This window comes from Catellatospora aurea (assembly GCF_042663325.1).
GTDB classification, from domain to species: domain Bacteria; phylum Actinomycetota; class Actinomycetes; order Mycobacteriales; family Micromonosporaceae; genus Catellatospora; species Catellatospora aurea.
This window is the reverse complement of sequence record NZ_JBHTAC010000023.1, coordinates 46,801-72,034: the sequence shown is the minus strand read 5'-3', so window position 1 is coordinate 72,034 and position 25,234 is coordinate 46,801. Positions and strand designations below refer to the sequence as shown.

At 67.5% G+C, this 25,234-nt stretch carries 21 protein-coding genes and 1 pseudogene; 8 read left to right on the top strand and 14 right to left on the bottom strand.

The genetic code is table 11. The features are described from left to right. Positions 1 to 48 precede the first annotated feature (48 nt). Positions 49 to 4,233, top strand: coding sequence for a S8 family serine peptidase (locus ACFQO7_RS22145; protein WP_376808137.1), 4,185 nt, complete (start codon positions 49 to 51; stop codon positions 4,231 to 4,233). 163 nt (positions 4,234 to 4,396) lie between these two features. Here the strand turns inward: ACFQO7_RS22145 and ACFQO7_RS22140 are convergent, their stop codons facing one another. Beyond that, the gene (locus ACFQO7_RS22140) at positions 4,397 to 6,139 is read right to left on the bottom strand and encodes an IlvD/Edd family dehydratase (RefSeq protein ID WP_376808136.1); all 1,743 of its coding nucleotides are present in this window, start codon (positions 6,137 to 6,139) and stop codon (positions 4,397 to 4,399) included. Positions 6,140 to 6,240: 101 nt separating this feature from the next. On the opposite strand from ACFQO7_RS22140, the gene ACFQO7_RS22135 reads away from it, so the two are divergent. Beyond that, the gene (locus ACFQO7_RS22135) at positions 6,241 to 7,149 is read left to right on the top strand and encodes a fumarylacetoacetate hydrolase family protein (RefSeq protein ID WP_376808135.1); all 909 of its coding nucleotides are present in this window, start codon (positions 6,241 to 6,243) and stop codon (positions 7,147 to 7,149) included. A 32-nt stretch (positions 7,150 to 7,181) separates the two neighbouring features. Then, positions 7,182 to 8,180, top strand: a complete 999-nt coding sequence (locus ACFQO7_RS22130) for a serine hydrolase domain-containing protein (RefSeq protein WP_376808134.1) — start codon at positions 7,182 to 7,184, stop codon at positions 8,178 to 8,180. 33 nt (positions 8,181 to 8,213) lie between these two features. On the opposite strand, the gene ACFQO7_RS22125 is transcribed toward ACFQO7_RS22130, so the two are convergent. Further along, complete coding sequence (locus ACFQO7_RS22125; protein ID WP_376808133.1) at positions 8,214 to 9,224, bottom strand: UDP-N-acetylmuramate dehydrogenase; 1,011 nt, start codon at positions 9,222 to 9,224, stop codon at positions 8,214 to 8,216. 93 nt (positions 9,225 to 9,317) lie between these two features. Between ACFQO7_RS22125 and ACFQO7_RS22120 the strand changes: the two genes are divergently transcribed. Next, positions 9,318 to 9,695, top strand: a complete 378-nt coding sequence (locus tag ACFQO7_RS22120; protein WP_376808132.1) for a hypothetical protein — start codon at positions 9,318 to 9,320, stop codon at positions 9,693 to 9,695. 7 nt (positions 9,696 to 9,702) lie between these two features. Here the strand turns inward: ACFQO7_RS22120 and ACFQO7_RS22115 are convergent, their stop codons facing one another. The 4 genes from ACFQO7_RS22115 to ACFQO7_RS22100 all read right to left on the bottom strand — a co-directional run bounded on the left by ACFQO7_RS22115 (position 9,703) and on the right by ACFQO7_RS22100 (position 13,048). Then, positions 9,703 to 10,128 carry a VOC family protein gene (locus ACFQO7_RS22115; RefSeq protein WP_376808131.1) on the bottom strand — a complete coding sequence of 142 codons (426 nt, stop codon included), beginning with the start codon at positions 10,126 to 10,128 and terminating at the stop codon, positions 9,703 to 9,705. A gap of 144 nt (positions 10,129 to 10,272) precedes the next feature. After that, positions 10,273 to 11,619, bottom strand: coding sequence for a WD40 repeat domain-containing protein (locus ACFQO7_RS22110; protein ID WP_376808130.1), 1,347 nt, complete (start codon positions 11,617 to 11,619; stop codon positions 10,273 to 10,275). After that, positions 11,616 to 12,128 (bottom strand): SigE family RNA polymerase sigma factor, encoded by a 513-nt coding sequence (locus ACFQO7_RS22105; protein WP_376808129.1) that lies wholly within the window; start codon positions 12,126 to 12,128, stop codon positions 11,616 to 11,618. The genes ACFQO7_RS22110 and ACFQO7_RS22105 overlap by 4 nt, the downstream gene beginning before the upstream one ends. Before the next feature lie 740 nt (positions 12,129 to 12,868). Then, positions 12,869 to 13,048 carry a hypothetical protein gene (locus ACFQO7_RS22100; RefSeq protein WP_376808128.1) on the bottom strand — a complete coding sequence of 60 codons (180 nt, stop codon included), beginning with the start codon at positions 13,046 to 13,048 and terminating at the stop codon, positions 12,869 to 12,871. Between the two features lie 140 nt (positions 13,049 to 13,188). Here ACFQO7_RS22100 and ACFQO7_RS22095 point away from each other — a divergent pair, with 140 nt between their 5' ends. Beyond that, positions 13,189 to 13,761 (top strand): STAS domain-containing protein, encoded by a 573-nt coding sequence (locus ACFQO7_RS22095; protein ID WP_376808127.1) that lies wholly within the window; start codon positions 13,189 to 13,191, stop codon positions 13,759 to 13,761. A gap of 9 nt (positions 13,762 to 13,770) precedes the next feature. Further along, entirely contained in the window at positions 13,771 to 13,914 is a 144-nt protein-coding gene (locus ACFQO7_RS22090; protein ID WP_376808126.1) for a hypothetical protein, read from the top strand. 653 nt (positions 13,915 to 14,567) lie between these two features. On the opposite strand, the gene ACFQO7_RS22085 is transcribed toward ACFQO7_RS22090, so the two are convergent. The 4 genes and pseudogenes from ACFQO7_RS22085 to ACFQO7_RS22070 all read right to left on the bottom strand — a co-directional run. Further along, positions 14,568 to 14,771 (bottom strand): cold-shock protein, encoded by a 204-nt coding sequence (locus ACFQO7_RS22085; protein WP_217395932.1) that lies wholly within the window; start codon positions 14,769 to 14,771, stop codon positions 14,568 to 14,570. A 209-nt stretch (positions 14,772 to 14,980) separates the two neighbouring features. Further along, entirely contained in the window at positions 14,981 to 15,205 is a 225-nt protein-coding gene (locus ACFQO7_RS22080; protein ID WP_376808125.1) for a hypothetical protein, read from the bottom strand. A gap of 1,298 nt (positions 15,206 to 16,503) precedes the next feature. Next, on the bottom strand, positions 16,504 to 16,815 hold the full coding sequence (locus ACFQO7_RS22075; protein ID WP_376808124.1) for a helix-turn-helix domain-containing protein: 312 nt from the start codon (positions 16,813 to 16,815) through the stop codon (positions 16,504 to 16,506). Positions 16,816 to 18,199: 1,384 nt separating this feature from the next. Beyond that, positions 18,200 to 18,397, bottom strand: a pseudogene (locus ACFQO7_RS22070) (MerR family transcriptional regulator); the annotation flags it as partial. Positions 18,398 to 18,999: 602 nt separating this feature from the next. Here ACFQO7_RS22070 and ACFQO7_RS22065 point away from each other — a divergent pair. Beyond that, a complete protein-coding gene (locus ACFQO7_RS22065; protein WP_376808123.1) occupies positions 19,000 to 19,335 on the top strand; it encodes an STAS domain-containing protein in 336 nt (111 codons plus the stop codon). A 610-nt stretch (positions 19,336 to 19,945) separates the two neighbouring features. Here ACFQO7_RS22065 and ACFQO7_RS22060 read toward each other — a convergent pair. Continuing rightward, positions 19,946 to 20,422 (bottom strand): hypothetical protein, encoded by a 477-nt coding sequence (locus ACFQO7_RS22060; RefSeq protein ID WP_376808122.1) that lies wholly within the window; start codon positions 20,420 to 20,422, stop codon positions 19,946 to 19,948. A gap of 327 nt (positions 20,423 to 20,749) precedes the next feature. Between ACFQO7_RS22060 and ACFQO7_RS22055 the strand changes: the two genes are divergently transcribed. Then, the gene (locus tag ACFQO7_RS22055; RefSeq protein WP_376808121.1) at positions 20,750 to 21,520 is read left to right on the top strand and encodes a DUF5131 family protein; all 771 of its coding nucleotides are present in this window, start codon (positions 20,750 to 20,752) and stop codon (positions 21,518 to 21,520) included. A 42-nt stretch (positions 21,521 to 21,562) separates the two neighbouring features. Here ACFQO7_RS22055 and tcmP read toward each other — a convergent pair whose 3' ends face one another. The 3 genes from tcmP to ACFQO7_RS22040 all read right to left on the bottom strand — a co-directional run bounded on the left by tcmP (position 21,563) and on the right by ACFQO7_RS22040 (position 24,811). Then, complete coding sequence (gene tcmP, locus ACFQO7_RS22050) at positions 21,563 to 22,813, bottom strand: three-Cys-motif partner protein TcmP (protein WP_376808120.1); 1,251 nt, start codon at positions 22,811 to 22,813, stop codon at positions 21,563 to 21,565. 338 nt (positions 22,814 to 23,151) lie between these two features. Continuing rightward, a complete protein-coding gene (locus tag ACFQO7_RS22045; protein WP_376808119.1) occupies positions 23,152 to 23,964 on the bottom strand; it encodes a hypothetical protein in 813 nt (270 codons plus the stop codon). Then, positions 23,957 to 24,811: a sigma factor-like helix-turn-helix DNA-binding protein gene (locus ACFQO7_RS22040; protein WP_376808118.1), complete on the bottom strand. Its 855-nt coding sequence runs from the start codon at positions 24,809 to 24,811 to the stop codon at positions 23,957 to 23,959. The genes ACFQO7_RS22045 and ACFQO7_RS22040 overlap by 8 nt, the downstream gene beginning before the upstream one ends. Positions 24,812 to 25,234: the final 423 nt, after the last annotated feature.

Here is a 25,234-nt window from a genome sequence, read left to right as displayed (position 1 = left end):
GCGGAGATCATTGCGCCGATCGACCGAAGGCCAGTAGACCGCTTAGCTATGAAACTCCCCCCTCGTTTCCTAGCGGCCGGGCTGTCGGCCGTGGTCGTAGCCGGGACGCTCTCGGCATGGTCCCCGGCCGACGCGGCCACCCCAGCACCGCAGCGGCGCGTCATCGTGCTGCTGGCCGGGGACGCGGCGGTGGCGTCCGCCCCGGCCGGTTCGCTGCGTGACGCCGCGGGCGCGGCGCAGGTCACCGGCGCGCGCAAGGCGGTGCAGGACCGCCAGCGCGCCTTCCTCGACGGCGCACGCGGCAAGGGCCTGCGGCTGACCCGCGAACGTCCGCTGGGCCTGCTGGTCAACGCGGTCGCCGCGACCGTCCCGGCGGACGAGGTGGCGCGGCTGTCCGCGCTGCCCGGCGTGCTCGCGGTCGTGCCGGACCAGCCGGTGCGCGCGTACACCGACGTGAGCGTGCCGCTGATCGGCGCGACCGAGGTCTGGCAGCGCCAGGACGCCACCGGCACCCCCGCCAAGGGCAAGGGCGTGACCGTCGCCGTCATCGACAGCGGCGTCGACTACAGCCACCCCGACCTCGGCGGCGGACTCGGCGAGGGCTTCAAGGTCGTCGGCGGGTACGACTTCGTCAACGGCGACGCCGACCCGATGGACGACAACGGCCACGGCACCCACGTCGCGGGCATCATCGCGGGCAAGGCGGCCACGCCGGGCGGCATCACCGGCGTCGCGCCGGAGGCGAACCTGCTGGCGTACAAGGCGATGAACGAGTGGGGCGAGGGTTACACCTCCGACATCGTCGCGAGCATCGAGGCGGCCGCCGACCCGGCGAACCCGCACCGTGCCGACGTCATCAACATGAGCCTCGGCGGCTACGGCGACGGACTCGACCCGCTCGGCCTGGCCGCGACCGCGGCCACCCGGGCCGGTGTCGTGGTGGTGGCCGCGGCGGGCAACAGCGGGCCGGGCCGGGACACGGTCGGCACCCCGGCTGTCGCCGACGGCGTCATCGCCGTGGGCGCGTCCACCAGCAACATGGTGCTGCCCACCGCGTACGTCGGCGGGGCGCGGCTGCAGACGTACCGCGGGGTCCTGTCGGCGAACCCGGCCGCCAAGCCGGTCACCGGCCGGCTGGTCGACGCAGGCTACGGCAGCCCCGAGGAGCTGGCCGCGGCCGGCGACCTGCGCGGCAAGATCGTGCGGATCACGGGGTTCGCCGCGCCCGTGCTCGACTACCTGACCCAGTGGGAGCTCGACCTGGCCAAGGAACTGGAGCGCCGCGGGGCGCTCGCGGTGATCTCGGGCCAGGACGACTCCGGCCCGGTGGTGGCCGCCGCCGACGGCTCCGTGCCGGTCGCGCCGTCCACGTCGGTCAAGGGCCTGCCCAAGAACCTGCCGGGTATTCAGGCCTCCGGCGACCTGTACCGGATGGACCGCCTGGTCGTGCTCGGCATGGACGGCACCCAGCACGCGGAGCTGACCGCGCGGCTCGCCGCCGGGCCGGTCGACGTCACGCTGAAGGGCGAGGACGTCACCGACCGGATCGCCGCGTTCTCCTCGCGCGGCCCGTCGCTGCGCTTCGGCCTCAAGCCCGACCTGGTCGCGCCGGGCGTCGGCATCCGCTCGACGGTGCCGACCGCGCTGTTCGGGCCGGGGCAGTACCTGATGTCCGGCACCTCGATGGCCGCCCCGCACGTCGCGGGCGCAGCGGCACTGCTGCGCCAGCTCCACCCGGGCCAGGAGCCCGCGCAGGTGCTGGCCGCGCTGACCGGTACGGCCAAGCCGGTGGGCGGCCCGCCGACCGCGTACGGCGCGGGCCGGCTCGACGTGGCCGCGGCCGCGCGCGCCACGCTCACCGCCGACCCGTCGTCCGTCTCGTTCGGACTCGCCGACCTGGGCGGCTCGACCGTGGGCGGCAGCAAGACCGTAACCCTGCGCAACTCCGGCAGCCGCGCGATGACCGTGCGCCTGCGCGCCGACAGCAAGACGGTCACCGTCAAGCCGGACCGGGTGACCGTCCCGGCCGGACGGACCGCGAAGGTCACCGTCACGCTGCGCGCCAAGCGGCCCGCCGGGGACACCGAGCTGTCCGGCGTGATCACCGCCGACGGCGGCGCGGGCCGGGTCGCCCAGGTGCCGTACCTGCTGGTGGTGCGGCCGCTGATCGTCGCCGCGACGCCCGACCCGAGCGACGGCCACAGCACGGTGTGGATCGGCTCGCCGACCGGGCTGGCCGCCGCGCCCGTCGTCACCGTCGACCGGCCGCGCGGCGGGTCGTTCACCGTGACCGCGACGCACCGGTACGACAACGTCTACACCGCCGACCTCACCGGTGAGCAGGCGGGCGCGTACCGGGTGAGCGTGCGCGCCACCGCCGCCTCCGGGCAGCGCCTGGTCGGGTCGAGCGGCTTCGAGGTGCTGCCCGAGGACGTGCGGCGCAACAAGTGGGCGCCGGTCGGGCCGTACGGCACCGGCGGGCAGCTCGCCCTCACCCCGGCCGACGGCTCGGTCGGCGTCATGAGCACCGACTACAAGGCGGGCCCCTGGCTCACCACCGACCACGGCACGAGCTGGAGCCAGCTCAACCGGCTTCCGGTCGCCGGGAACGCGGGCGTCGGCACGGCCGTGCTCGACGCGAAGAACGCCGCGCGCTGGTGGTATGCGGTCAACGACCCGCAGACCGGCGGGAAGATCCTGCGCACCACCGACAAGGGCCGCACCTGGCAGACGCTGCCCACCCCGGCGGGCTGGGTCGACGAGCTGGTCGCCGACGCGCAGACCCGCGTACTTGCGGCGGTCATCTCCGGCGCGCTGTGGACCAGCGTGGACGGCGGCGACACCTGGACGGCACAGCAGTCCGGGCTGCCCGGCGAGATCCAGCACGCGGCGATCGGCGGCGACGACCTCTACCTCGCCGACTTCGACGGCGTGTGGAAGCTGTCCGGCGTCGTCTCCGGCACACCCGCCGCGGCCGTGCAGGTGTACGACAGCGCCTCGAAGTTCGTCGCCTCGCTGACCGCCGACGACGGCGTGGTCGCCGCGGTGGTGTGGAGCGAGGGCGTGGTCGGCTCGCACGACGGCGGCAAGAACTGGTCCACGCTGTTGCGCCGCGAGTTCGGCCTGCACACGATGCGCGCCTCGGGCGGCGACCTGTACGTCGCCACCCTGTCCGGCGAGGGCCTGGTCGGCCGCGACCACGGCCGCACCTGGGACACGGTCGCGCTGCCGGCGCACGACGCACTCGTCACCGACTACGACCGCTGGGCCGACGGCACGGCCACCACGGCCACCTCGGCCGGCCTCTACGCGACCGGGCAGGACGGCTACCGCCGGCTCGGCGTGCAGGGCACCACCGTGTACGACCTCGCGGTGGTCGGCGGCGACCTGCTCGCCGGCACCGAGAACGGCCTGTACCGCACGGCCTCGCCCGCGGCGGGCCCGGACTGGGGCGCGGCCGAGGGTGAAGGCTGGATCGGCGCGGGCGCGGAGTTCGTCGCCGTGTCCCCGGCCGACGCGAACACGGTCTGGAAGATCCGCCGGGCCGCCTGGGGCGACCAGTTCATGTTCGGCCGCAGCGACGACGGCGGCCGCACCTGGTCCGAGGTGCACACCGGCACCGAGAAGCCGACCTCGCTGCTGATCCACCCCGCCGACCCGAACCGGGTGTACGCCGGTTTCGAGCGGCTGTCCGGCCAGGGCCTCACCGTCACCCTCGACGGTGGCCGCACCTGGAAGAACCTGTACCTGGACGAGCGGGTCAACGCGCTGGCCGGCGACCCGGTGAACGCGAAGCGGCTGTGGCTGGGCATGAACAGCGGCCTCTACCGCTCCGACGACGGCGGCACCACCCTGACCAAGGTCGCCGACGGCCAGGTCACGGCGCTGCGGGTGGACGGCAAGCGACTCGTCGTCGGCGGCCCGGCCATCCGGACCAGCACCGACGGCGGACGGACCTTCCGCACCGCCGACACCGGCTCCCTGGACCTGATGGTGTCCGACTTCGCCGCCAAGGGCGACACCCTCTACGCGGCCACCACCACGTGGTCCGCGTACGGCCTGGCCAAGGGCGGCCGGGGTGTGCTCCGCAGCGTCGACGGCGGCCGCACCTGGCACAACATCTCGTCCGGCCTGCAGAACCTGGACGTCACGACCCTCGCGGTGAGCCCCGACGGCCACTGGCTGTTCGCCGGCACCCTCCGCGGCGGCATCCACCGCCTCCCCCTCCGCTAGGAGAAAGGAAGGGCACCTTCACATCGCTCCGCGATGTAGAAGGTGCCCTTCTTCACGCCCGTGTCGTGTCGGGCAGGGCGTTCGCCTGCAGTTTCGGGGAAAGTACAGGTTCACGCCGTGCGATGGGTGCAGTTTCCCCGAAACTGCAGGCCTGCCCGGCGGGTCAGTGGGAGTCGCGAGGCACTTCGGAGCCGCGGGACCCGGTGAGGAAGTCGAAGTCGGCACCCAGGTCGGCCTGCTGGACGTGGGCGCGGTAGAGCCAGCGGTAGCCGGACCGGTCGGCGGCCGAGCGCGCCGGCTCGGTCCAGTCCGCGGCGCGCTCCGCCAGCTCGTTTTCGGACACGAGCAGGTCCAGGGTGCGGGCGGGCACGTCAAGGCGGATCCGGTCACCGGTGCGGACCAGGGCGAGCGGGCCGCCGACGGCCGCCTCCGGGGAAACGTGCAGGACCACGGTGCCGAAGCCGGTGCCGCTCATCCGGCCGTCGCTGATCCGCACCATGTCGGTCACGCCCTGGCGCAGCAGCCGGGTCGGGATCGGCACGTTGGCCACCTCGGGCATCCCCGGGTATCCCTTCGGCCCCGCGCCCCGGACCACGATCACGTCGTCGGCCGCCACGTCGAAGTCCTCGTCGTCACAGACGGCGTGGTAGTCCTCGGGGGAGTCGAACACCACGGCCCGGCCCTCGTGCACCAGCAGGTGCGGCGAGGCCGCCGACTGCTTCAGCACCGCGCCGCGCGGGCACAGGTTGCCGGCCAGCACGGCCGTGCCGCTGCCCGCCGCCTGCAGCGGGGAGTCCCAGGGCCGGATCACCTCGTCGTTCCAGCAAGCCGCGTCGGCGACCTCCGTGCCGATCCCGCGGCCGGTGACGGTGACCGCGTCGCCGTGCAGCAGCCCGGCCTCGGCCAGCCGCCGCAGCACCACCGGCAGGCCGCCCGCGTAGCAGAAGTCCTCCATCAGGAAGCGCCCCGACGGCATCAGGTCGACCAGGGTCGGCACCTGCCGGATCAACGCGTCGAAGTCGTCGAGGCCCAGCTCGACCCCGACCCGCCCGGCGAGCGCGAGCAGGTGCAGCACCGCGTTGGTGGAGCCGCCGATCGCCGCGTTCGCCCGGATCGCGTTCTCGAAGGCGGCCCGGGTCAGCACGGCGCTGGGCCGCAGGTCCTCCTCGACCATCGCGACGATGCGCCGCCCGGCGGCCTGGGCCGTCTCGTACCGGCGGGAGTCGACCGCAGGCCAGCTCGCCGAGCCGGGCAACTGCATACCGAGGGCCTCGGCCAGGCAGGCCATCGTCGAGGCGGTGCCCATCGTCATGCAGTGGCCGTTGGAGCGGGCCATGCAGCCCTCGGCGACGTGGCACTCGTCGACCGTCATCCGGCCCGCCTTGACCTCCGCCTCGAACTTCCAGACGTGCGTGCCCGACCCGACGTCGCCGCCCTGGTACTTGCCGTTCAGCATCGGGCCGCCGGTGACCATGACGGCAGGCAGGTCCACGCTGGCCGCGGCCATCAGCAGGCCCGGGGTGGTCTTGTCGCAGCCGGACAGCAGCACCACCCCGTCGAGCGGGTTGGCCCGGATCAGCTCCTCGCCGACCATCGCGACCAGGTTGCGGTACAGCATCGCGGTGGGGCGCATCAGCGTCTCGCCGGTCGCCATCACCGGGAACACCAGCGGGAACCCGCCGGCCTGCCAGACGCCGCGCTTGACCGACTCGGCCACCCGGTCCAGGTGGGCGTTGCACGGCGCCAGCTCCGACCAGGTGGAGGCGATGCCGATCACGGGCCGGCCGTCGAAGACCTCGGGTCCGTGGCCCTGGTTGCGCATCCACGACCGGTAGACCATGCCGGACCGCCCCTCGGCCCCGAACCAGTGCCGGCTGCGCCGCGTCGGCGGGCCCTGCGCGTCCATGTCCACCTCCGGCACGTGCGCGGACGCTCGGCGATCGGCCGGACCGGTGCCGCGGCGGACGCGCTGGGATTCCGTCTACCGGCACACTAGGGTCTGCTGGCATGTCGGCACCACACCCCGCGGCGCACATCATCAGATACCAGGCGGCCGGTGCGCCGGAGGTCCGCGTCGGGCTGCACACCGATGGCGAGGTCACCGAGCTGCCCGGTGTCGCCTCGCTGGCGCAGTTGTGGCGGCTGCCGCTGGCCGCACTGCGCGACCTGCTGACCCGGCCCGCGACCGGCCCGGCGCTGCCGCTGGCGCAGGTGCGCCTGCTCGCACCCGTCGACGGCACCACGGAGGTGTGGGCCAGCGGCGTCACCTACCGCGTGTCCCGCGAGGCCCGGATCGAGGAGAGCGAGCGGGCCGCCGACGTCTACCAGCTCGTCTACGACGCGGCCCGGCCCGAGCTGTTCTTCAAGTCGGCGGCTTGGCGGGTGCGCGGCCCCGGTGAAGCCATCGGGGTCCGCGCCGACTCCGAAGTGGACGTGCCCGAACCCGAGCTGGCCCTGGTGGTCAACCGGTTCGGCGAGATCGTCGGGTACACGGTCTGCAATGACGTGTCCTCGCGCACCATCGAGGGCGAGAACCCGCTCTACCTGCCCCAGGCGAAGATCTACTTCGGAGCGTGCGCCCTCGGGCCGTGGATCACGCCGGTCTGGGCGGTGGCCGACCCGTACGACCTGGACATCGCGCTGGAGATCACGCGTGACGGCGGTTTCGCCTGGCAGGGCACGGCGGGCACCTCGCAGCTGCATCGGCGGCTCGGCGATCTGGTCGGCTACCTGATGCGCGGCGACGTGCACCCGGACGGCGTGGTCCTGTCCACCGGCACCTGCCTGGTCCCGCCCGCGCCGTTCAGCCTGCGCGACGGCGACATCGTGCGCATCACGGTCGGCGCGATCGGCACGCTGGCCAACCCGGTCCGGCGCGGCCTGCCCGCCACGGAGGACGGGTCAGGCCTGACGTGATCGAGCCGAGCGCGCAAGCAGATCAGGACACGATGAACGACCAGATCCGCCGCCTGATGGCCGCCGCGCCGATGCCCGCGGTGGCGGTCAGCGTCTTCGACCGCACCGAGACCCGCTTCAGCGCGGTGACGGGCACGGCCGATCTCACCACGGGCAGGCCGGCCGGCCCGCACGACTGGTGGGACCTCGCCAGCGTGACCAAGACCCTGGTGACGCTGCCCGAAGTGCTGGCGCACCTCGACGTCGACCGCCCGCTCGCCGACGTGTGGTCGCCCGCGCGCCCGTTTCCGGTCGGCCGGGCGACGGTCGGCCAGCTGCTCTCGCACCAGGCAGGTCTGCCCGCGGTCCGGCAGTTCTTCCGTACGGCGGCCACGCGGGACGAGATCGTCGCGCAGGCCGTGGCGACCCCGCTCGTGCGGGAACCCGGCAGCGGGGCGGAGTACAGCGATCTCGGGTTCCTCCTGCTCGGCGAGGCGGTCCAGGACCACACCGGGCTGAGCCTGGCCGAACTCGCGCAGCGGCGCAGCGGCCTGCGATTCGGGCCGGTGCCCGGTCCGGCCGTCGCCACCGAGCGGTGCGGCTGGCGCGCCAGGCTCGTCGTCGGCGAGGTGCACGACGAGAACGCGTACGCCATGGGCGGGATCGCCGGCCAGGCCGGTGCGTTCGGCACCCTTGCCCTGGTCACCGCTGCGGCGCAGGCCTGGCTGGCCGGTACGGTGCTGCCCGCGCACCTGCACCGCGCCGCGACCCGCTGCTGGGCGTCGAATACCGCCGACGAGCGCTTCGGCCTCGGCTGGTGGCTCCCACCGACCCGGGGGATCGGCGGACCCGCCGCGGGTGAGGGCTCCTTCGGCTGCTCAGGCTTCGTCGGCAACCGGATCTGGCTGGAGCCCGCGCGCGACTACGGAGTGGTGGTCCTCAGCAACCGTGTCCACCCCTCCCGCGACAATCCGGAGCCGTTCCGGCAATGGTGCGCCGACCTGCTCGAAGCCGTCGCCACTGATGGGAAGGGCACCTTGCACAACGCATAGCGATGTGAAGGTGCCCTTCCTTTCAAGCCGGCTTCAGAAGGAGCAGTTGACCAGGTGGCATTCGGGGGTCAGGGCGACGTCGAACATGGCCTCCACGCCGTCGCGGATGTGCGCGGCGAACTTCAGGACGTCGGCTGTGGTCGCGCCGCCGCGGTTGGTCAGCGCGAGGGTGTGCCGGGTCGACAGCGAGACGGTGCCGTTGCCCCACTCGGTTCCGTAGCCCTGGCCGAATCCGGCGTGCTGGATGAGCCACGCGGCGTGCAGCTTGGTGCCCATGGCGTCCGGCTGGCTGGGGCATTCGCGAGCCCGGTCGGGCACCTCGGCGAGCACCGGGTTGAGGAAGAAGGACCCGACGCTCCAGGTGTCGTGGTCGTCGGCGTCCAGGACCATCTTGCGCTGGCGGCGCTGGGCCAGGACGGCTTCGCGAACGTCGGCGGGGTCTGCGGTCCCGCCGACCGCCACCCCCAGCCGCTCGGCGACCGCCGGGAACGTGATCGGGGCGGACTGCCCGCGGCGCAGCCGGAACGTCACGTCCAGCACGATCCAGCGGTCGCTGTGCTTGAACACCGACTGGCGGTGGCTGCCGAACCCGCAGCGTTCCGGCGTCCAGACCTCGACATCGCCCGTCGTACGGTCGTACACGGTGACCGACTCCAGCACGTCCGAGGTCAGCGTGCCGTACGCGCCGACGTTCTGCACGGGCGTGCCGCCGACCGAGCCGGGGATGCCGGACAGCGCCTCGACCCCGGCCAGCCCCTCGGCCAGCACGGTGCGGACGAGGTGGTCCCATTCGACCCCGGCGGCAGCGGTGACCAGCTCGCCGTCGATGTCGAACTCGGCCGACGCCATCTTGAGGACCGTGCCGTCCCAGCCGACGTCGCCGACGACCAGGTTCGAGCCGCCGCCCATCACGAGCAGTGGCTCGTCGGTCCCGTCCGCGTCGCGGAGCAGCTCGATCGCGTGCGGGGTGCTGCGGGCGACTTCCAGCCGCGCTACCGGGCCACCGACCCGCATCGTGGTCAGGTCAGCAAACGTGATGGTCACGGGCAGGAGCCTACCGATCGAGCGGCGTACGCCGACCGGCGGTCACCGGACGGGGCCTCGTGACCTCGACATGCGTGACATCATCTGGAGTCCATGACCCCACTTCACCCGACGCAGACCGGGCGGCTCACCGTCCTCGCGCTGATCGCGCTGCTCACGGGCATTCTCGGCCTCGTCATCCTGGGCAACCTCGACCGCGACGGCGCGTACCTGGCACCCACGCTGAATTGGCTGGTCATCATCTCGTTCGCGCTGTTCGTGGTGATGTGCGCGGCCGGGGCCTTCGGCTGGATCCTCCGTGAGCACGAGGTGTGGCGGCACGCGGGCGGCCCGGCCGAGGGCGCGGCGCGGGCACGCGAGCGGGCGCAGGCCGACAGCGCGTCCCAGGTCAGGCCGCAGTACCGAGACGTCGACGCGTTCCGCTACACCGACACCCCGAAGCCTGACACGGACGAGAAGCGCGAGGGCTGACGCCCGCTCACCCTCGGCGGTTCCTGGCAGGCTGGTTCAGCCGGATCATGTTGCCGGCCGGGTCGCGGAACGCGCAGTCGCGTACGCCGTACGCCTGGTCGGCGGGCTCCTGGAGCACCTCGGCACCCGAGGCACGGATGTGCTCGAACGCGGCGTCGACGTCGTCGGTGGTGAGGATGAGCCCACGCAACAGGCCCTTGGCGAGCAGGTCGTACTGCTTCTGCTTGTCCTCGGCGGAGGCGCCCGGGTGGGACTCGGGGGTCTCGATGGTGATCTCAAGATCCGGCTGGCTCGGCGGCACCACGCTCACCCAGCGCATGCCCTCGTAGCTGACATCGGTGCGGACCTCGAACCCGAGCACGTCACGGTAGAAGCCGAGGGCCTTGTCGTGATCGTCGACGATCAGAAAGCAATGTGAGACCTTGATGTCCATGCAGCTCACGTTACCGACGCGGTCGATCCCTGGTGCATTCCCGCAGCCGTTTCTTGAGCTGGTGGTAGCTCCGCTCGGGGAGTATCGGCGCCTGCCCGTCCCTGGCGGCGTTCATCTGCTGCACCTCACTGTCGACGATCAGGCTTATCGCGGAGGCTCGGGGGCGACCCTGGAGCGTCGTGTCGTCGACCGCCGTCTCCACCGTCGGCCCAGCTTCACCACGAGCGCCGCGCCGATCAGTGCGATGAGCCCCAGCACGACGTAGGCCCAGTTCTGCGCTTGCCATGGCGACGGCGTCAGCTGTGGGCCATCGAGGGTCCACTGCTCCAGCGCATTGCGGGGATAGCTCGGGCACCCGTACCCAGCCGCCCGCAGGGGCAGAGTCTCGGGGCTCTGGCCGGCCGGGAGACGCACGATGGCGCATGAGTTGTCCGCGTCGTTGGTAACCGACAGGACCGGAGCGCCTTGCCGCCACGCGATGAGGTTCGGTCGATCTAGCCGGCCACGGACCGCCTCGTCCGTCACCGTTCCGGTGTCGACATCGAGATGTTGCAGGTGGAACCGCTGCCGGGCCGGCCGGTCAGGGGTGGGCCCGTCGCAGGACGGCGACGTAAGGCATCCCTCGATGAAGGTGAGGATCAGTTGGTTGCCATCCGGCGACCAGGCGGCGCTGCCCGCGATCTGCTGCCGCTCGCCGAGCGGCACCGCACGTTGCACGGTGCCGGTCGCGACGTCCAGGATGAGCAACTCCTTGTTTTGTGCGTCGCGGCCGACGGTGATGGCCACCCGGGTGCCGTCAGGCGAGAACGCCGCCCGGAAGACGTCTGCCTCAGCCACGTGGACGACCCGTAGCCTGCCGTCCGGCACGCTGACGATGACGATGTTGTCCAAGCGCGTCGAATCGTTGATCCGCTCACCGTTCGGGCCGATGGTTGGCACTACGTCGTCCTGCCCGATGACGGCGACGGCGTTTTGGCTGTCGGGCGACCACACGGCCGGCCAATGTGACGAGACGGCAGGACTGAGCTTGCGAGACTGCCCGGTGACCAGGTCGACAAGGTTGTCGCCCAGGAGGTAGCGGCCGTCTGGCGACAAACTGCCCATCAACTCGCCGGGGTCGAGGTAGACCAGCCGGAAGGAGTCGTCCCGGCCCACGACCACCAGCGACGTATCCAGATCGAGACTGTGCCCTGTCTCGAACACAAGCTTCGCCGGCCCGTTCGGATCCTCACTGAACGTCTGCTGCCACAGGTAGGGCTGGGCGGCCCAGGCTGGCAGCGTACGGTCGTCAGTACCTGCGAACTGCGACCCGGTCGCATTCGGCGACGGCAGCCACATCGCGGTCATACTCACCAGCAGGCAGGCAAGAATCCCTGCGGCCCGGCGCCGCCGGCGGAGGCGACGTCCGCGCCGCCACAGGTCCTCCGGCATGCGCACGCTGGGAGCCTCGCCGGCGAGATCAACCAGAACTCGGTGCAGCGTTGTAGTCATTTCGACACCTCTTGCAGGTCAGCCAGTTCGGGGGCGACGGCACGTAGACGGGCCAGCGCATCACGAGCCTGGCTCTTCACGGTGCCCGTCGACACACCCAGGACCTGTGCCGTCTGTGCTTCGGTCAAGTCCTCGAAGTAGCGCAGCACCAGCACGGCCCGCTGTCTGGGGGCCAGCTTGGCCAGCGCCTGGCGAATGGCGATCGCCGTCGTCGTCGGCCCGTGGGGGTCCGCCCCGGCGACCTCCGGCACGGCGGCGACCGGTAGCGGCTCCCGTCGCCACCTTCTCCACCAGGAGACATGCTGGTGGTACAGGACGCGCCGCACGTAGGCGTCCGGGTTTCCGTCCGCGACGATCTGTTCCCAGCGGGAGGCGACCTTGGCCAGCGTCTGCTGAACCAGGTCCTCCGCCAGATACGAGTCGCCGGTCAGCAGGAACGCCGCACGCACCAGCGCCCCCAGGCGCGCGTGCACGTATTCCCGGAACGAATCCGCAGGACCGGCTGTCATCACTGGCACATCTCATACACGCGCAGAAGGCGACCGTTGGAGGGGCGGCTTGGGTGCTTGTCGAAAAGCCGGTCAGTCAAAGCCGCCGGAAGTGCTTGGACAGGGGAGAGGACGTGATCAGGCAACGAATGGAAGGGTCACTGGGCATCTAGGAGGCCAGGAAACTCTGGCGCGTATTTGGCGCGGGCAGCCGTAGAGGGCCGGATCTCACCGGACACAGCCGTACAGACGTTTGAAGCCGCTGATCTGGTTTCCCCAGGTCAGCGGCTTCTTCGTGTTGGTGGATCGTGGTGCCCCCGGCGGGGTACATCCCAAAACTGCTCCCCGTCGGGTCGGTTGGCCATCGCAGCTGATCTGCCGATCGGCGGTGGGCTGATGTGATGCTAACTGGCGTTGACCTGCGTGTACGGGTTCCGGGGTCGCGGCTCTTACAGGTGGGGACGCGCGGCCAGTGGAGGCTGACCTTGGGTGGGGGTGAACGGTCGGGTGGCACCGTCTGTGTTCGGCGCGAGCGTCTGGGTACACCGTCCACGCGTTCACCGGCGACACTTGCGGTGCGCTCTTGTCGGAGCAGAGACCAGTGCGTCGACCCGGTCTGCGGGCATACCGGCCGCGTTGGCGTGGGCGGCCACCGCACGGCGCAGACTGACCAGTTCCGCTTCTGCGAACGGCAGGTCGACGAGCAGTTCCGCGCCAGCGGGCAGGCCGTCCGGGGTGCCTGTCGGTACTGGCTTTCGGGTTCAATCGCCATGTCGGGCCGCTGTCATCGTCGCCCTCGGCAGTTCCTGCAGCCCCAGCGCGGCGAGCACGTCGAACGGGATGCGGACGGTCATGCGCTGCCAGTCGGTGAGTCCTGACGCGGTCTGGACGATCACGCCAGCGGCGCTGGTGTCTATGAACCTCAGCTGGGTCAGGTTCACGTCGATGTGGTTGTCGAGCGCGAGCGCCTCCGACAGTCCTGGCCCGGATCTGGGTGACCGGGTGAGGCGCAGGGCAACCTCTGAACCGGAGCGGACTCGCCCAGGTCCACCGCCAGCGGCGACTCCTAAGCCGTTGCGGCGTGCCGACGCCGGCCATAGGCTTGCGGTCAGCCCCGGCGACACACTGCTACCGGGCAGGCAGGAGCAACCGTAGACATGGCACCTCCGGCCCCATCCGTGCGAGACCCGCTTGGCGGACACCCCTCAACGACTCGAAGTTCAGGCGGCACGTGGCCGACGGTCTGAGTATTCGGCTACGCACCCTGGCCGGGTCCCTGCATCTGGTCGTCACGGGCGAGGTCGAGGCCTCCAACGCCTACCTGCTGGTCAAAGTCGCCGACGCAGTCATGAGAACCAGGGACGCTACCGAACTGACTTTGGACATGTCAGCGGTGACATTCATCGACCGCATCGGAGTCGCCGCAGTGCGGGCCTGCCGCCGCCAGGCCAGCACACATGGCCTCAGATTTTTCATCATCAACCCATCGGTCGTGGTGAGAGCGGCCCTGAACGCCTGCGGCGGACGGGAGGCGATCACCAGATCGCCTGGCCACCACACGCCAGCCACCGCCGCGAACCCCGGCAGATCCCGGCCACGCGGCAGGGGTCGCCGATCGCGGTACGCCGGGCGCAGACCAGCACCGCCGCACTGACGAAGGCCGATGCCGTGCGAAGTCGAAAGCCTCAGCGCGCCCGTTGCCGCACAGCGCTCACGCATCACCGACGGTGCGATGGCGATCGCGTCGATCCTGCTCGGCGACGGCATTGTCCTGGCCGAAGGCGTCGCGCTCGGTGTCGCGGCATAGGTGGCGCAGATGGTCGCCGCAGGGCTGCTCACTCGGCGGAGTACCGCCAACGACGGGCGGCGCACCGCCTCGGCCCAGCAGATTCGTCCGCAGGCTCCAGCGCACCTTCGAGTTCGGCCAGTTCGGCCCGGACGGCGCGCCTCGTAACGCTATGGCGTCCGGCGTTTGCGTTGCTGCAGCTATCGCCAGCGGTTGCTCTATGAGCTCGCGCTAACTGGGCGGCCATGTTCCGCCTGCTGTGGCGTCGTGTCGGCTGCGACAGTGAACGGGTGGCGCAAACGATGCATCGCCACCTGGCCGCAGTCGGATGCACGAGGTGCGGGCTGCTGTTCTTCCGTTGTGGGCGGAGCAAGGAACGGTGCCATGCGACCGTAGGCTGAAGCAGGGGTCATGCTCCGGGAAGGCGGAGCGTCGGCAACCGGGTGTCGGTCATGGCTGAACCCGCCGGGGACGGTCGATGGCTGGGCGTCGCGCGGGCGCGGCGGCGTGGTGATCACTGTCATGGTGTGCCTTCTTCGAACGGCACGTCGCAAAGAAGGCACGGGCCGCAGGCCACGGGACATCGCAAGAACGAACCTGATCAGATGGATGATAGATGAAACGCCGAACGGCGGCCTGCTGAGCCAGTCAGGCCGCCGTTCGGGAAGCGTGGATCAGAGCGAGCGGATGGCCGACGCCTGGGGGCCCTTGGGTCCCTGGGTGATGTCGAACTCCACGCGCTGGTTCTCGTCGAGGCTGCGGAAGCCGTTCGAGGAGATCGCCGAGAAGTGGGCGAAGACGTCGGCGCCGCCGTCGTCCTGGCTGATGAAGCCGAAGCCCTTGTCGGCGTTGAACCATTTCACGGTGCCTGTAGCCATGTCTGCTCCTTCGCAGGCCGTTGAGACCGCACTGCGCGGCCCCACGCCGCCGCGTTGATTAACCGCGTCGGAAACGACACCAACGAAAAAAGCGCCTGCATGGGTCTTGGTCAGACCACCAGGCGCCGAAACGTCTACGGAAATCAAAACTGCAACTCGGTTACCATAACACAAATTCTTCGTTCGCCAGCGCCATCGCGCTGCCTTCGTCACAGCACCGCACCGCGAGGCGCGACTTCGATCGCTGCGACGCCTCGGCCGTAGAGCACGACGAGCCGATCACCGTGTCTGGTGAGCAGCACTCCCGAATCTTGCGCCAGTGTCGATGCCACGTGTTTCACCAGCTCGTCCACGTCGGAGACGTCCGGGTTGTCGTACGTGACATCCACGCGGTCGCCGCCGATCAGCCTTACGCGTAGCACCGTGGTCGCCATGTCGTAGACGCTACGGCAGTCGAGATGTAGCGACTACTCGATCTACTCGCGCAGCCAGACGTACCAACGTGGGACCGCTGCTGTGGATCGCAGGTCGCCGACACCCACGAGGCGCGAAGATGGACCACATCCGGCAGGTGCGGCAATGACAGAAGACAGGGGCGGGTCAGTCCTTGCCGAGAGGATGGCCATACCATCGACAGAATTATATTGATGAGTTAATTGCGGCAGCGCTGCGTTCCGTGCGCGTAGAGTGGGTGGCGGATCAGCTCGTCAACACGTTGGCGGGCCGGCGCCCACAGGGCGTGCTGTCGGCAAACGATCATGATCGGAGGCGTGGCAGGCGTCCAGCGGCGGGTCCTGCTCTGCACCGGGCCTTTAGGAAGCGTCTGCCCAGGCACAACGACACGTGGCGTCTCGATAGAGATCAAGCCAGGGTCACCAGCCGCTACCCTGCGGAGAACAATCAGCCGATCCGCCCAGCACGGTAGGACGATGCCGTTGCCGCGCGGCTGCGCAGGAAGGCCCCGATCTGGCTGTCTCGATCGGGCACACCGACACCACAGAAGAAGGACAAGACATTGGCGTTAGCCCCGCCCACGTTCTCTGCGCCACTATCGCGCGAACCCGCCAAGACCCTCCGCGAAAGAGGAGCAGACAGATTCCACGCCTCGCTCGCCGCGGCATTGGCCACCGGACTGGAGAATGCTCTTGAAGCCGGTGACCACCCGAGAGCGATCAGCTTCATCAACCGCGGCTTCGCCGAAGGAAGTCCGCAGCTAGGCTGCGACCTGCTCTGCCGGGCAATGGCGGTCGTCGGGACAGCCCGGACTTGGACCGTGCAGCTCGCGCCCCCGCGATCACCATAGCTCCCCGGATTGACGCAGCCCGCCGCGCTGCGATTCGCCACGGCCGCACCAGTAAAGTCCGGCGTTCTGCGACGCCTCACCGGTCCTGAGTTTCAATCGGGCGGCAATGCCGCCTGAAGCTCCTCAATGCATCGAGTGCAGCTGAACGCGGCCGGAGTTCCTCGTTTGCTACACGCCCCACCGGGTGGGGCGTGTAGCCGGACCAGTCGACTTGGTAGTCCGACCCCCAGCGGGCGGCGACGTCGACAATCCCGCACCCCGCCGGCCTATGCGTCGGCCCTCAGCTCAGGCTCACGGCCGAGTCCAGCGTCGACGCCGTCCGCTCGCTGCTACGCCGATGATGATCCGCTATGTGGTGACGGTACTCCTCGACTCCAGGACGGTGGGACGGGGAGGACTACCGCCGTATCCGCCAGAGCGCCACTGTGCTCATCCGGCGCCGGGATCTTGGGCACGGTTGAGGCGTAGCGCTTCTTCGAGCTGGTCTTCGAGGATGATGATGCGGCATGCGGCGTCGAGGGCGGTGCCCTGATCGACAAGCTCGCGGGCGCGGGCGGCCAGGCGCAGCTGGTAGCGGGAGTAGCGGCGATGCCCCCCGGCGGAGCGCTGCGGGGTGATCAGTTTCGCCTCATCCAGGCTGCGCAGGAAGCCCGGTGTGGTGCCGAGCATCTCCGCGGCCCTGCCCATGGTGTAGGCGGGGTAGTCGTCGTCGTCGAACATGTCCTGTGGGTTCTGACTCATTCATACCTTCATCACGAGGGCCCCGGCGCGAAAGCGCGCCGGGGCCCAGGGTTACGGGTAGAAACACCATCACCAGCTAGCAGCGCTGGTTTGTCGTATCCGCCCCGCCACCGTGAACGGCGCCAGGCGCGAGGATCGCATAAGCGTGACCGAGACCACCTTTCGTACGGATGGAAACAGCGGCGACCGGGCAGACTCGAACAACAGCCTGCGACGGGCGATCCAACGGTGTACCTGCCCTCCCTTTCCTCTACTTTCCACTTACCTTGCTGTCGTGCGATCCGCCGGCGCTGGAGCCCGAACACTTCTTGGCCCCACCACGTACGGCGGACTGTCAAACCTCAGGCGAAGCCCTAAAACAGTTCCCTGGCCTCGCCTGCTGACGCCCGGCGCTACTACCCGGGCTGTACCCGTACTGCCACTTCCTTGCTTCCGCCGGTGCCGGGTCCCCACTCGACTTCGTGGCCCCACGCACGTACGGCCCATCTCCTACCCCGGTGAAACCCTGACGCGAAAACCTGGCCTCACCGGTTACGTCCTGGGTCCGAACCGCGACCCAGTCTTGCTCGTTCTGTACTGCTCGGGCGGCGCGGTGAACGTGCTCGGCGCCAGCTCCGCGTGGTCCAGTGCCCGCATGGGCGGGCAATGTTTCGTCGGCGTCTTTATGTTCTTCATTGACTCCAGGAACTTTAACGAACGAGTCTGCGGATGTCTACTGCGGCCATCACATATTTTCTGGTCGCCTTCCGTGAGGTCGGTGCGACTGGTGCGCCACGCTCGGTTCCGCGTGTTCCGCTGGCGCCGAGGCTCCGTCCTCGGCGAGTACGTCGCTAACGCTGAAGGCAGACGGTCGAGGCCGGTGCCGCGAGCCCGACTGCGGTGGATGTGATCCGCAGTTCTTGCGTACGAGGTCTCGCCCCGCTGCAAGGGCCAGGACCTCGGAAGCCCGCTTGCCGCGCGGTCGACGGCCTCTGGCAGACCTGGCCGCCAACGAGCGTCACAAGGCGTGGGTTGGCGCCCGTCCGCATGGGGTAGGACTGCGGCGTGGCCGATGCGGCGATCGTGATCCTGCCAGTTGACGAGCGGCCCCGGAGAGTTCGACGGCGTCCTGGATCGCTTCGAGGAACTCACTACCCGAGCCGGGCGAGAGATCGCCGCGCTGCAGTCCACCATCGCGCAACTAGAGGACTTTGTGTGGAGATCGAGCAGCACCGCCGGCACCGGAATACGGCGCAGACGTCCACTGGTCCGGCAATACGCCCACCTCCAACCCGGCGGGCCGAAGGTCAGCCGGGTATTTCAGGTTCTGCTTGGTCGCTGAACCCTTTACCGGAGACCTTCTTATCGATCATCGACACCTAACAACTTCGACACACGCGCTTGCGCGGGCGCGGGCAGCCAGGAGCAGTTCGTAGCGGGTGTAGCGCCGATGTCCGGCATGGGAGCGTTGCGGATTAATCAACTTAACCTGGTCAAGGCTGCGCAGGAAACCGCACGTCGTGCCGAGCATCTCGGCGGCGCGGCCCATCGTGTAGGCAGGGTAGTGCTCGTCTGCCAATCTTTCGTCAGGGCTTTGGCCCATTCTCACCTCCACGACGAGGGCCCCGGCGCGAAAGCGCCGGGGCCCAGGGTTGCGGCTCGAACACCATGCGCCAACGAACCGCGTCGGCTTGTCGTCACGCACCAGCCGGTCAGCGGCTCATAGGTGCGGGGATCGCATAAGCGTGACCGGACACCCTCTGTCACGACAGTTGTGCTCCGGTAGCCGCCCGACCAGGATTCAGGTCGTCGCGGGCGATCCACTGGTGTTACGGCCCTCCCTTTCTTCTGCGTTCTCTGCCACTTGCTTTTCAATCCGTCCGCGACGCCCTGACAGCCGGTGGCCCCGTGCACTCAAGGCGAATTTGCGTGCTCAGGCGGGAAACCTGAACCTGCTTCGTCCTACCTGCCGTGCTGGATCTTGGTCTGGGTCCTGGGTATTGCCCTGGGGTGTGGCAACTGGTTCTGCCTCACGCCTGGCGGCGGCCACAGGAAAGGCCGTCACTCGCGTCACGTCGCTCCATTGATAACAGGAGAAAGGCTAGCCAAGACCGGAGAGTATGTCTAGCGTCGCCAGGCTAGATTTTTTGCGCTGCCACTCGTAGCCTATGCGTTCGTGACACGGCGCACGGAAGGTCAGGTCGAGTGACACTGCACATCACGACGGACGTCGACGAGAGCGGCGTCGCCATTCTCGGCCCCGTCGGGGACATCGACGACGGCGCCGACCTCGCCGCCGCCATCACCGCGACCCTCAACACACACCAGGTCACACAGCTCGTCGTCGACCTCGTACGGGTCTCGTCGCTCGCCACCACAGGCTTGGACGCACTACTGCGCGCCCGGACCGCAGTCCTGCACGCAGGTGCGGCCTTCCGGGTCATCCGCCCTCAACACCCAGTGCGCCGGGTCTTGGACCTCACCGGCACCTGCCAGCTCCTCACCCGCGGACCCGCGACCGCATCCGAGCCTGCCGCCTAGGGCCACTTGAGCCCGAAGACATCGGGGCCACCGGTGACTCCGGCGTTCGCCCGAGCCGTTCCAGAACCTCCAGAATGGATTCTGCTTGAGCTGCTGCCAGGTGCCGTCCACCCACGCCTTCGACGAGGGTGATCTCGTAATCGAACTCCAGCTCAGCAGGCGTGCTCACGCCTCAGTCGACCACGAGCCAGGATATTGAGGGCATGACACGCAGGCGAGCAAGCGACTTGACGACGCCGTGGCGGCAACCTGCTCCCTGATCAACCCGCTGGCTGTCGATGTTTCCGCAGCTCGGATAAGCAGTAAGCATGGTCCGGAAAATTGGACATTAAACGCCCACTGGTACAAAAGGTGCCCCCGGCAGGATTCGAACCTGCGCCCCCGCCTCCGGAGGGCGGCATATTCGCCTAGCGCGAACATGCCTCTACCTGGATAAATGGCAACGCAGCATCATGCGCACGGCAAGTTTTGGCGCGTATTTGGCGAGCAGTCAATTGATCTTGTCTGCCGGAGGTAGCAACCACGTCCCAAGTGGGATCAGCTTGCCAGTCCCTTCGCCTTGCGCGGTGCTGTTCGACGAAGCCTCGTCCCGCGGAACCCCCGCCGGTGGTCAGCCGGCAGAACTGACGTCCTGCATAACTGCGGTTCGCAGGTCCACGATCGCAACCTGAACTGCCGCTATGTATGGGTCGCTCGCAGACAGTCCCTCATTGTGCTCATCGAGGTCTTCATAGGCGGGGTCGTGTTGGAGAGCCAGGTCTAACGACAGAGCTGCTTCCCGGAACTGGCTCCAGGCGGCCCAGACATCCTTGGCTGCCGCCAGGCGCATCCTTGCTGTCAGCTTTTGCAGTTCGTCGTCGCCTGCCACGGTCGGCCTGCTCATGTACCACGGCGGCTGGCATAGCCAATGAATCCACTCCTCATACTGGTCAGACAGTTCAAACGCGCGTTCGTACAGGTTCATGCGGCGGTCTCGCATGCGGGCTGCGTGCTCTCGACGCGCGGCTACACGCGCCTGAACCCAGGGAGCACCCAACGCACCCAGCAGAGTTGTAACCAGACCGGCAAGAGCTAGGACCAGCGTCACGCGAGCGATGGTGACACAGATCTGCAACGTAGCCCGCCAAGCGTTCTGCCATTGGTCAAAACACGTTCGGGGCAGTTGTAGTCAGTTGACCCTTGATCGGGCATGCAATTGATCTTGCACTCTGCGCGTGTCGGCCTCAGGTCGCGGCCGTCACCACACCCATGATTTTCAGTTGCGAATGAACGGTGGTCACCAGCATCGAAGTGCGGACAACATCGAACGAGTGTTCGACTTCCCGTGGCACGTGCGGTAACCTAACGCAACGTACAAATAGCATGGCTGTCCGTAATCTTTCTGCTACTCAAGGTCACACGGAGGGATGAGACCGTGGGGGACCGGAGCCGAATCGAGTGGACCGAGGCAACCTGGAATCCGTCGACGGGTTGTGATCGGGTGTCCGCTGGCTGCGACAATTGTTACGCGCTGACTTTGGCGAAGAGGCTCAAATCGATGGGCCAGGATCGATACCAAGTGGATGGTGATCCGCGAACTTCAGGCCCGGGCTTTGGGGTAACTCTCCACTATGACACGCTGACCCTGCCCGACAAGTGGCGACGACCACGATTGGTTTTCGTCAACTCGATGAGCGATCTATTTCATGCGCGTGTGCCCTTGTCGTTCATTCAGGAGGTGTTCGCCACGATGCGGCGGACGCCTCAGCACACCTACCAAGTTCTTACCAAACGAACCCTGCGACTGCGGCGTCTAGCTGAATCGCTCGACTGGCCGCCTAACGTCTGGATGGGCGTATCAGTCGAGAACGAAAAGGTCTCCTATCGGATCGATCACCTGCGAGAGGTGCCGGCAGCCGTGCGGTTCCTATCCTGCGAACCGCTTCTCGGGCCGATTCCAAACATCAACCTCGACGGTATCCACTGGGTGATCGCTGGAGGCGAAAGCGGGCCGCAATTCCGTCCCGTTGAGCACGCCTGGGTCTGTTCTCTCCGTGATGCCTGTGTGAAGAAGAACGTGCCGTTCTTCTTCAAGCAGTGGGGAGGGTTCACCGCCAAGTCAGGCGGTCGGACTCTTGATGAAGAGATCTGGGATCAGATGCCAAAGATCGCTACCGCCGAAGACCGCGTTCCAGTCCTTGTGTGACGCAGTGAAGCGTCGCCACGGCCGATTCGCCGTGGCGGCGCTTTACTTTGCCGGTGGAGCTGAGATGTACATCTTGGCAACGTCACCCTTACCGTTACAGGCGGTTTTGCCATCCGCGTACAGGCGGGTCACCGCCGCCCTGATATGCAATGCGCGAGCAACGTCCACCGTGCCCCCCAAGACATCTCCATGACGCTGAGCGATGAAGAATGGCCCGTCAGTAGCCAATATCCGCTCTATATTGCTGTAGATCTCGCCTACCCATGCTTCTTTACGAAGCTTCTCTTCTTTTTCGAAGGGATCGCCGAGGTCGAATAGGGCGTTCTCGTCAACGACGTGAGGTGGGGCGCACTCCTTTCGCCAAGCTTCTTGAGCTAGAGAATTGGCCTCCCCGAACAGCCAAAGGCCGTCGGTGTGCCGAGTGAAAAACACTAGGTGATAGACGGGCTGCTGGTGGTGTACCCTGTTGCGAACTGCGACAACCCAGGCGTGTGCGCCAACCTTCTTAGACACAAGGTCAGCGTAGCCATATGCAATTTTCTCAACAGCCTCGGCATTGTTTCTTGCGCTCAGAAACACTTCTCTCCACCAAGCGCCTCCACACGCGGAGTCCATGGCTGCGAGGGTGGCGTCTTTGCCCTTCGCTACTTTTGTGCTGTTCAGTAGACCACCAATGCGGCGGACCGCATTCGCAGAGAAATTCAACAGCACCTCGGTTCCGGTGCCTGGGCGATGTGGCCGACCTGGCCCGAGAATTTTCTCGGTAAGATCAGTGAAGCTAACACCAAGCCCGAATGGGTCCAGGAACGCAAGGAGAGGCACCCCCTCAGCCTTTGCAAGAACATCATCAAGATGCTTCTCGACCCGGCCCTTCCTGGCCTCCGCCTTAATGCCATTGGCGTTAGCCTCTGTTATGAGCGCCTGTAGGCGGTTAAAGTCCTCGCGTTTACGCTCCACGAAATAGCATTCCAAGTTTCGGAATGCACTCACAGCTTGAGCGGACTGCAGAATCAGAGCAGGTGAGCCAGGCGTTCCATCTGCATAGCGTCCCGGCCCTGCGTAGCCATCCAAGAAAACTACCCTGGAATCCGTCGAATACTTGCCAATCTTACTTACGAAGGGCACGACATACGATCGGAGGATTCCGTGTTTCAGTACCGCTGCGGCTTTCTTGTTGACGAAGAACGGGCTCGCGGAGTCTGACTCCTCCTGGAGAATCTCCGTAAGATCCGATTCCTCTTGGAGGCTCGCATGATCCTCACCTAAGTCGAACTCGTCACTTTCTTCGCTCACGCCAACTCCTCGGGGGCGCATCCGGCAATGACGGCGCTTACTGAGTGCGGTCACATTCTTACACAGCGCGCCCGAACCAGACCCCCTCCAACTGGAGGAGATCGGAGGCCCGCGCGAAGCCATTGGAGCGTGTGGCAATAAACGAGAGTTTGGGCAGCTCAGGCGCGTGAAGGGCTCGAAAAAGCGCTCGACGGAGGGGGCACCCGTCCCAGCCGTCCCACCCGTCCCAACGCAGCTCAGCCCTGGGACGGGATCTTGAGTGGGACGGGTTAAGCCGTCCCACTTGGTCAGGACATCAACGCCCCGATCCTCGATCTTGATCGGATCGCGAACCTCACTCATCGGCGATGAGCGACCACCGCGGTAGCGTCGTCGCTCGTCTTGTTGCGGGGCCACTTCGCCCCGAGAGGGTCGCTTGCCTCTGCCCGCCGAACGATCTCGATCAGCTCGTCGGGACCGTCCGTTGACGCTATGCGCAGAAGGTGCGACCAGCCCATTAGACCTAAGGTCACGGCCCTGGCCGCGCCGTCCGTAAGGACGGCGACCGGCGACACGTCCGCGTCGAGACGGCCTGTAAGCGCATGCTCGGCGGCTGCGGGGTCGGCCGCTGCGATCCAGTAGCCGCCGGCAACGTTGCGCGCCGCCAGTTCGGCGCGCTTCATCGGGATCAGTGCTGCCGCTTTCTCTGGCGTACCGATTAGATGCCGGTCAACCTCATCGCGCTCCGGCCGAGCCGTTTGCTCGACCCGCGGATCGACCAAGACGATCGGCCCATCGCCACCGGTTCCCGCGATGGTCACGTCTCCGAGCACGAGGTAACGGCCATCCGCCCGAAGTAGCGCTACACCTGCCGAAGGCGTTCCCGGGTGGGTGAGATCGCAGGAAGGGTGTTCGGCGGCCACTCGGATAATTGCCCTGCGCAGCACCTCGGTCAGATCCATCGCGGAATCCGCACCGAAATCAACCAGTGCTGCTCCCAGGCGTGCGGCGTACCAGTGGACGCCGTGAACGCACCCGGTGTCTGTCCGAGCTGTAGCGCCATCGAGTGTGACGAGGAGGCCTGACGACGCATGCGCCCAGTCCTCGGATGGCTTATCGGAGCTACCCGCCGCGGTGGCCATGCGGATGTCCTCGAAGGTGAGTTCAGGCATTGTCGTGCCGGTAAATCGGGGTGACCGCTGACGTGTCTACGGTCTTGCGTGTAGCTGGATCAAACCTGGTTGCGACGATCATCGACCAGCGTCGGTTCTTTACGTCGCGGTACAGCTCGGGCAAGTGCGCCTCAACATGACGTACCGCTCCAGCAGTTCCTGGCGCATGGATGCCGGCGAGGTAGAGGAAGGTGCCCTTCCCGTCCGGTCGCGGCAGCCTGCCGAGATAGGCGTAGTCCACAGGCTCGCCGCCATCGCTGGGAGACCGGTACTCCGTGTTGGTGGTCTTGTCGACCAGGTACCAACCCGCGTCGTCCGAGGTGAAGGCAAGATGTGGATCAGAGTCCAACACCTGGCCGACGAACGGCAGCAGCCGCGGGCTAGTGAGCACAACCAGGTTGGGCCTGTTGAGCTGGAGTAGGCCGGGTGGTGGCACGATCTCGGACTCTGACTCCAGTCCCAAGGTGCGGAGTAGGTCTGCTAGCCGCTCGTAGGCACCGAACGCCTCTCCTGATGCGACCACCAGTGACTTCCCGTCCGCGCGGCCCGTTTCCAGCTTTCCACCAATCGCAACCGTGACCTTGCCGGTGCCGAAAAACGCGCGCTCAGGGCGAACTCCGGCGCTCATGAGCTGCGAGATACGCCCGCGGGACATGCCCAGGGCGTTTGCGATCTGAATCTGCGTCATGCCCTCCGAGATCAACTCTTCAAGGCATTCCCGGCGTTCGGCTGACAGATCCGCGATTGCCGTTTGATGATCGTCGATTTTCTCATTGATCGACTGCGCACGCTGCAAGAGCTGTGTCCGCAGATCTGAGACGGACGCTTTCGGCACCTTCGGCTCCATCCGCTAGTGGGCTAACTGATTCTAGCTGGTCAACCCCCGTATCCATACCCGGCCGCGGTAGGCCCCATAAACATGTGTGGTTAGGGGGGTTGACATCACAGGACCCTCGCCCGCAAGCTGTGTTTAGCCCGGTAAACAGAACCGATTACGGGGCTATCAAGGCCCAGTAGCTGCGGGAATGCGTTCCGTACGTTCCTGCTACCTGCTGGTGACTGCATGTTCCTTGATCAATTTCACAGCGACAGGAGAAGGCGCTGGCTTCGGCCGCTCCGAGTATCCCTGCCTTGAGCCACACGGTGGCCGACCCCGGTAGATCCCGGGCGAGCGGGGCGAACGAGCGGTTGGGCTCGCGCTGACTGCACAGATCATGTGGCCGCTCGTCGGCCGAGTGTTTCTGCTGCCCGGGGCGCGGTCGTTGGCCGC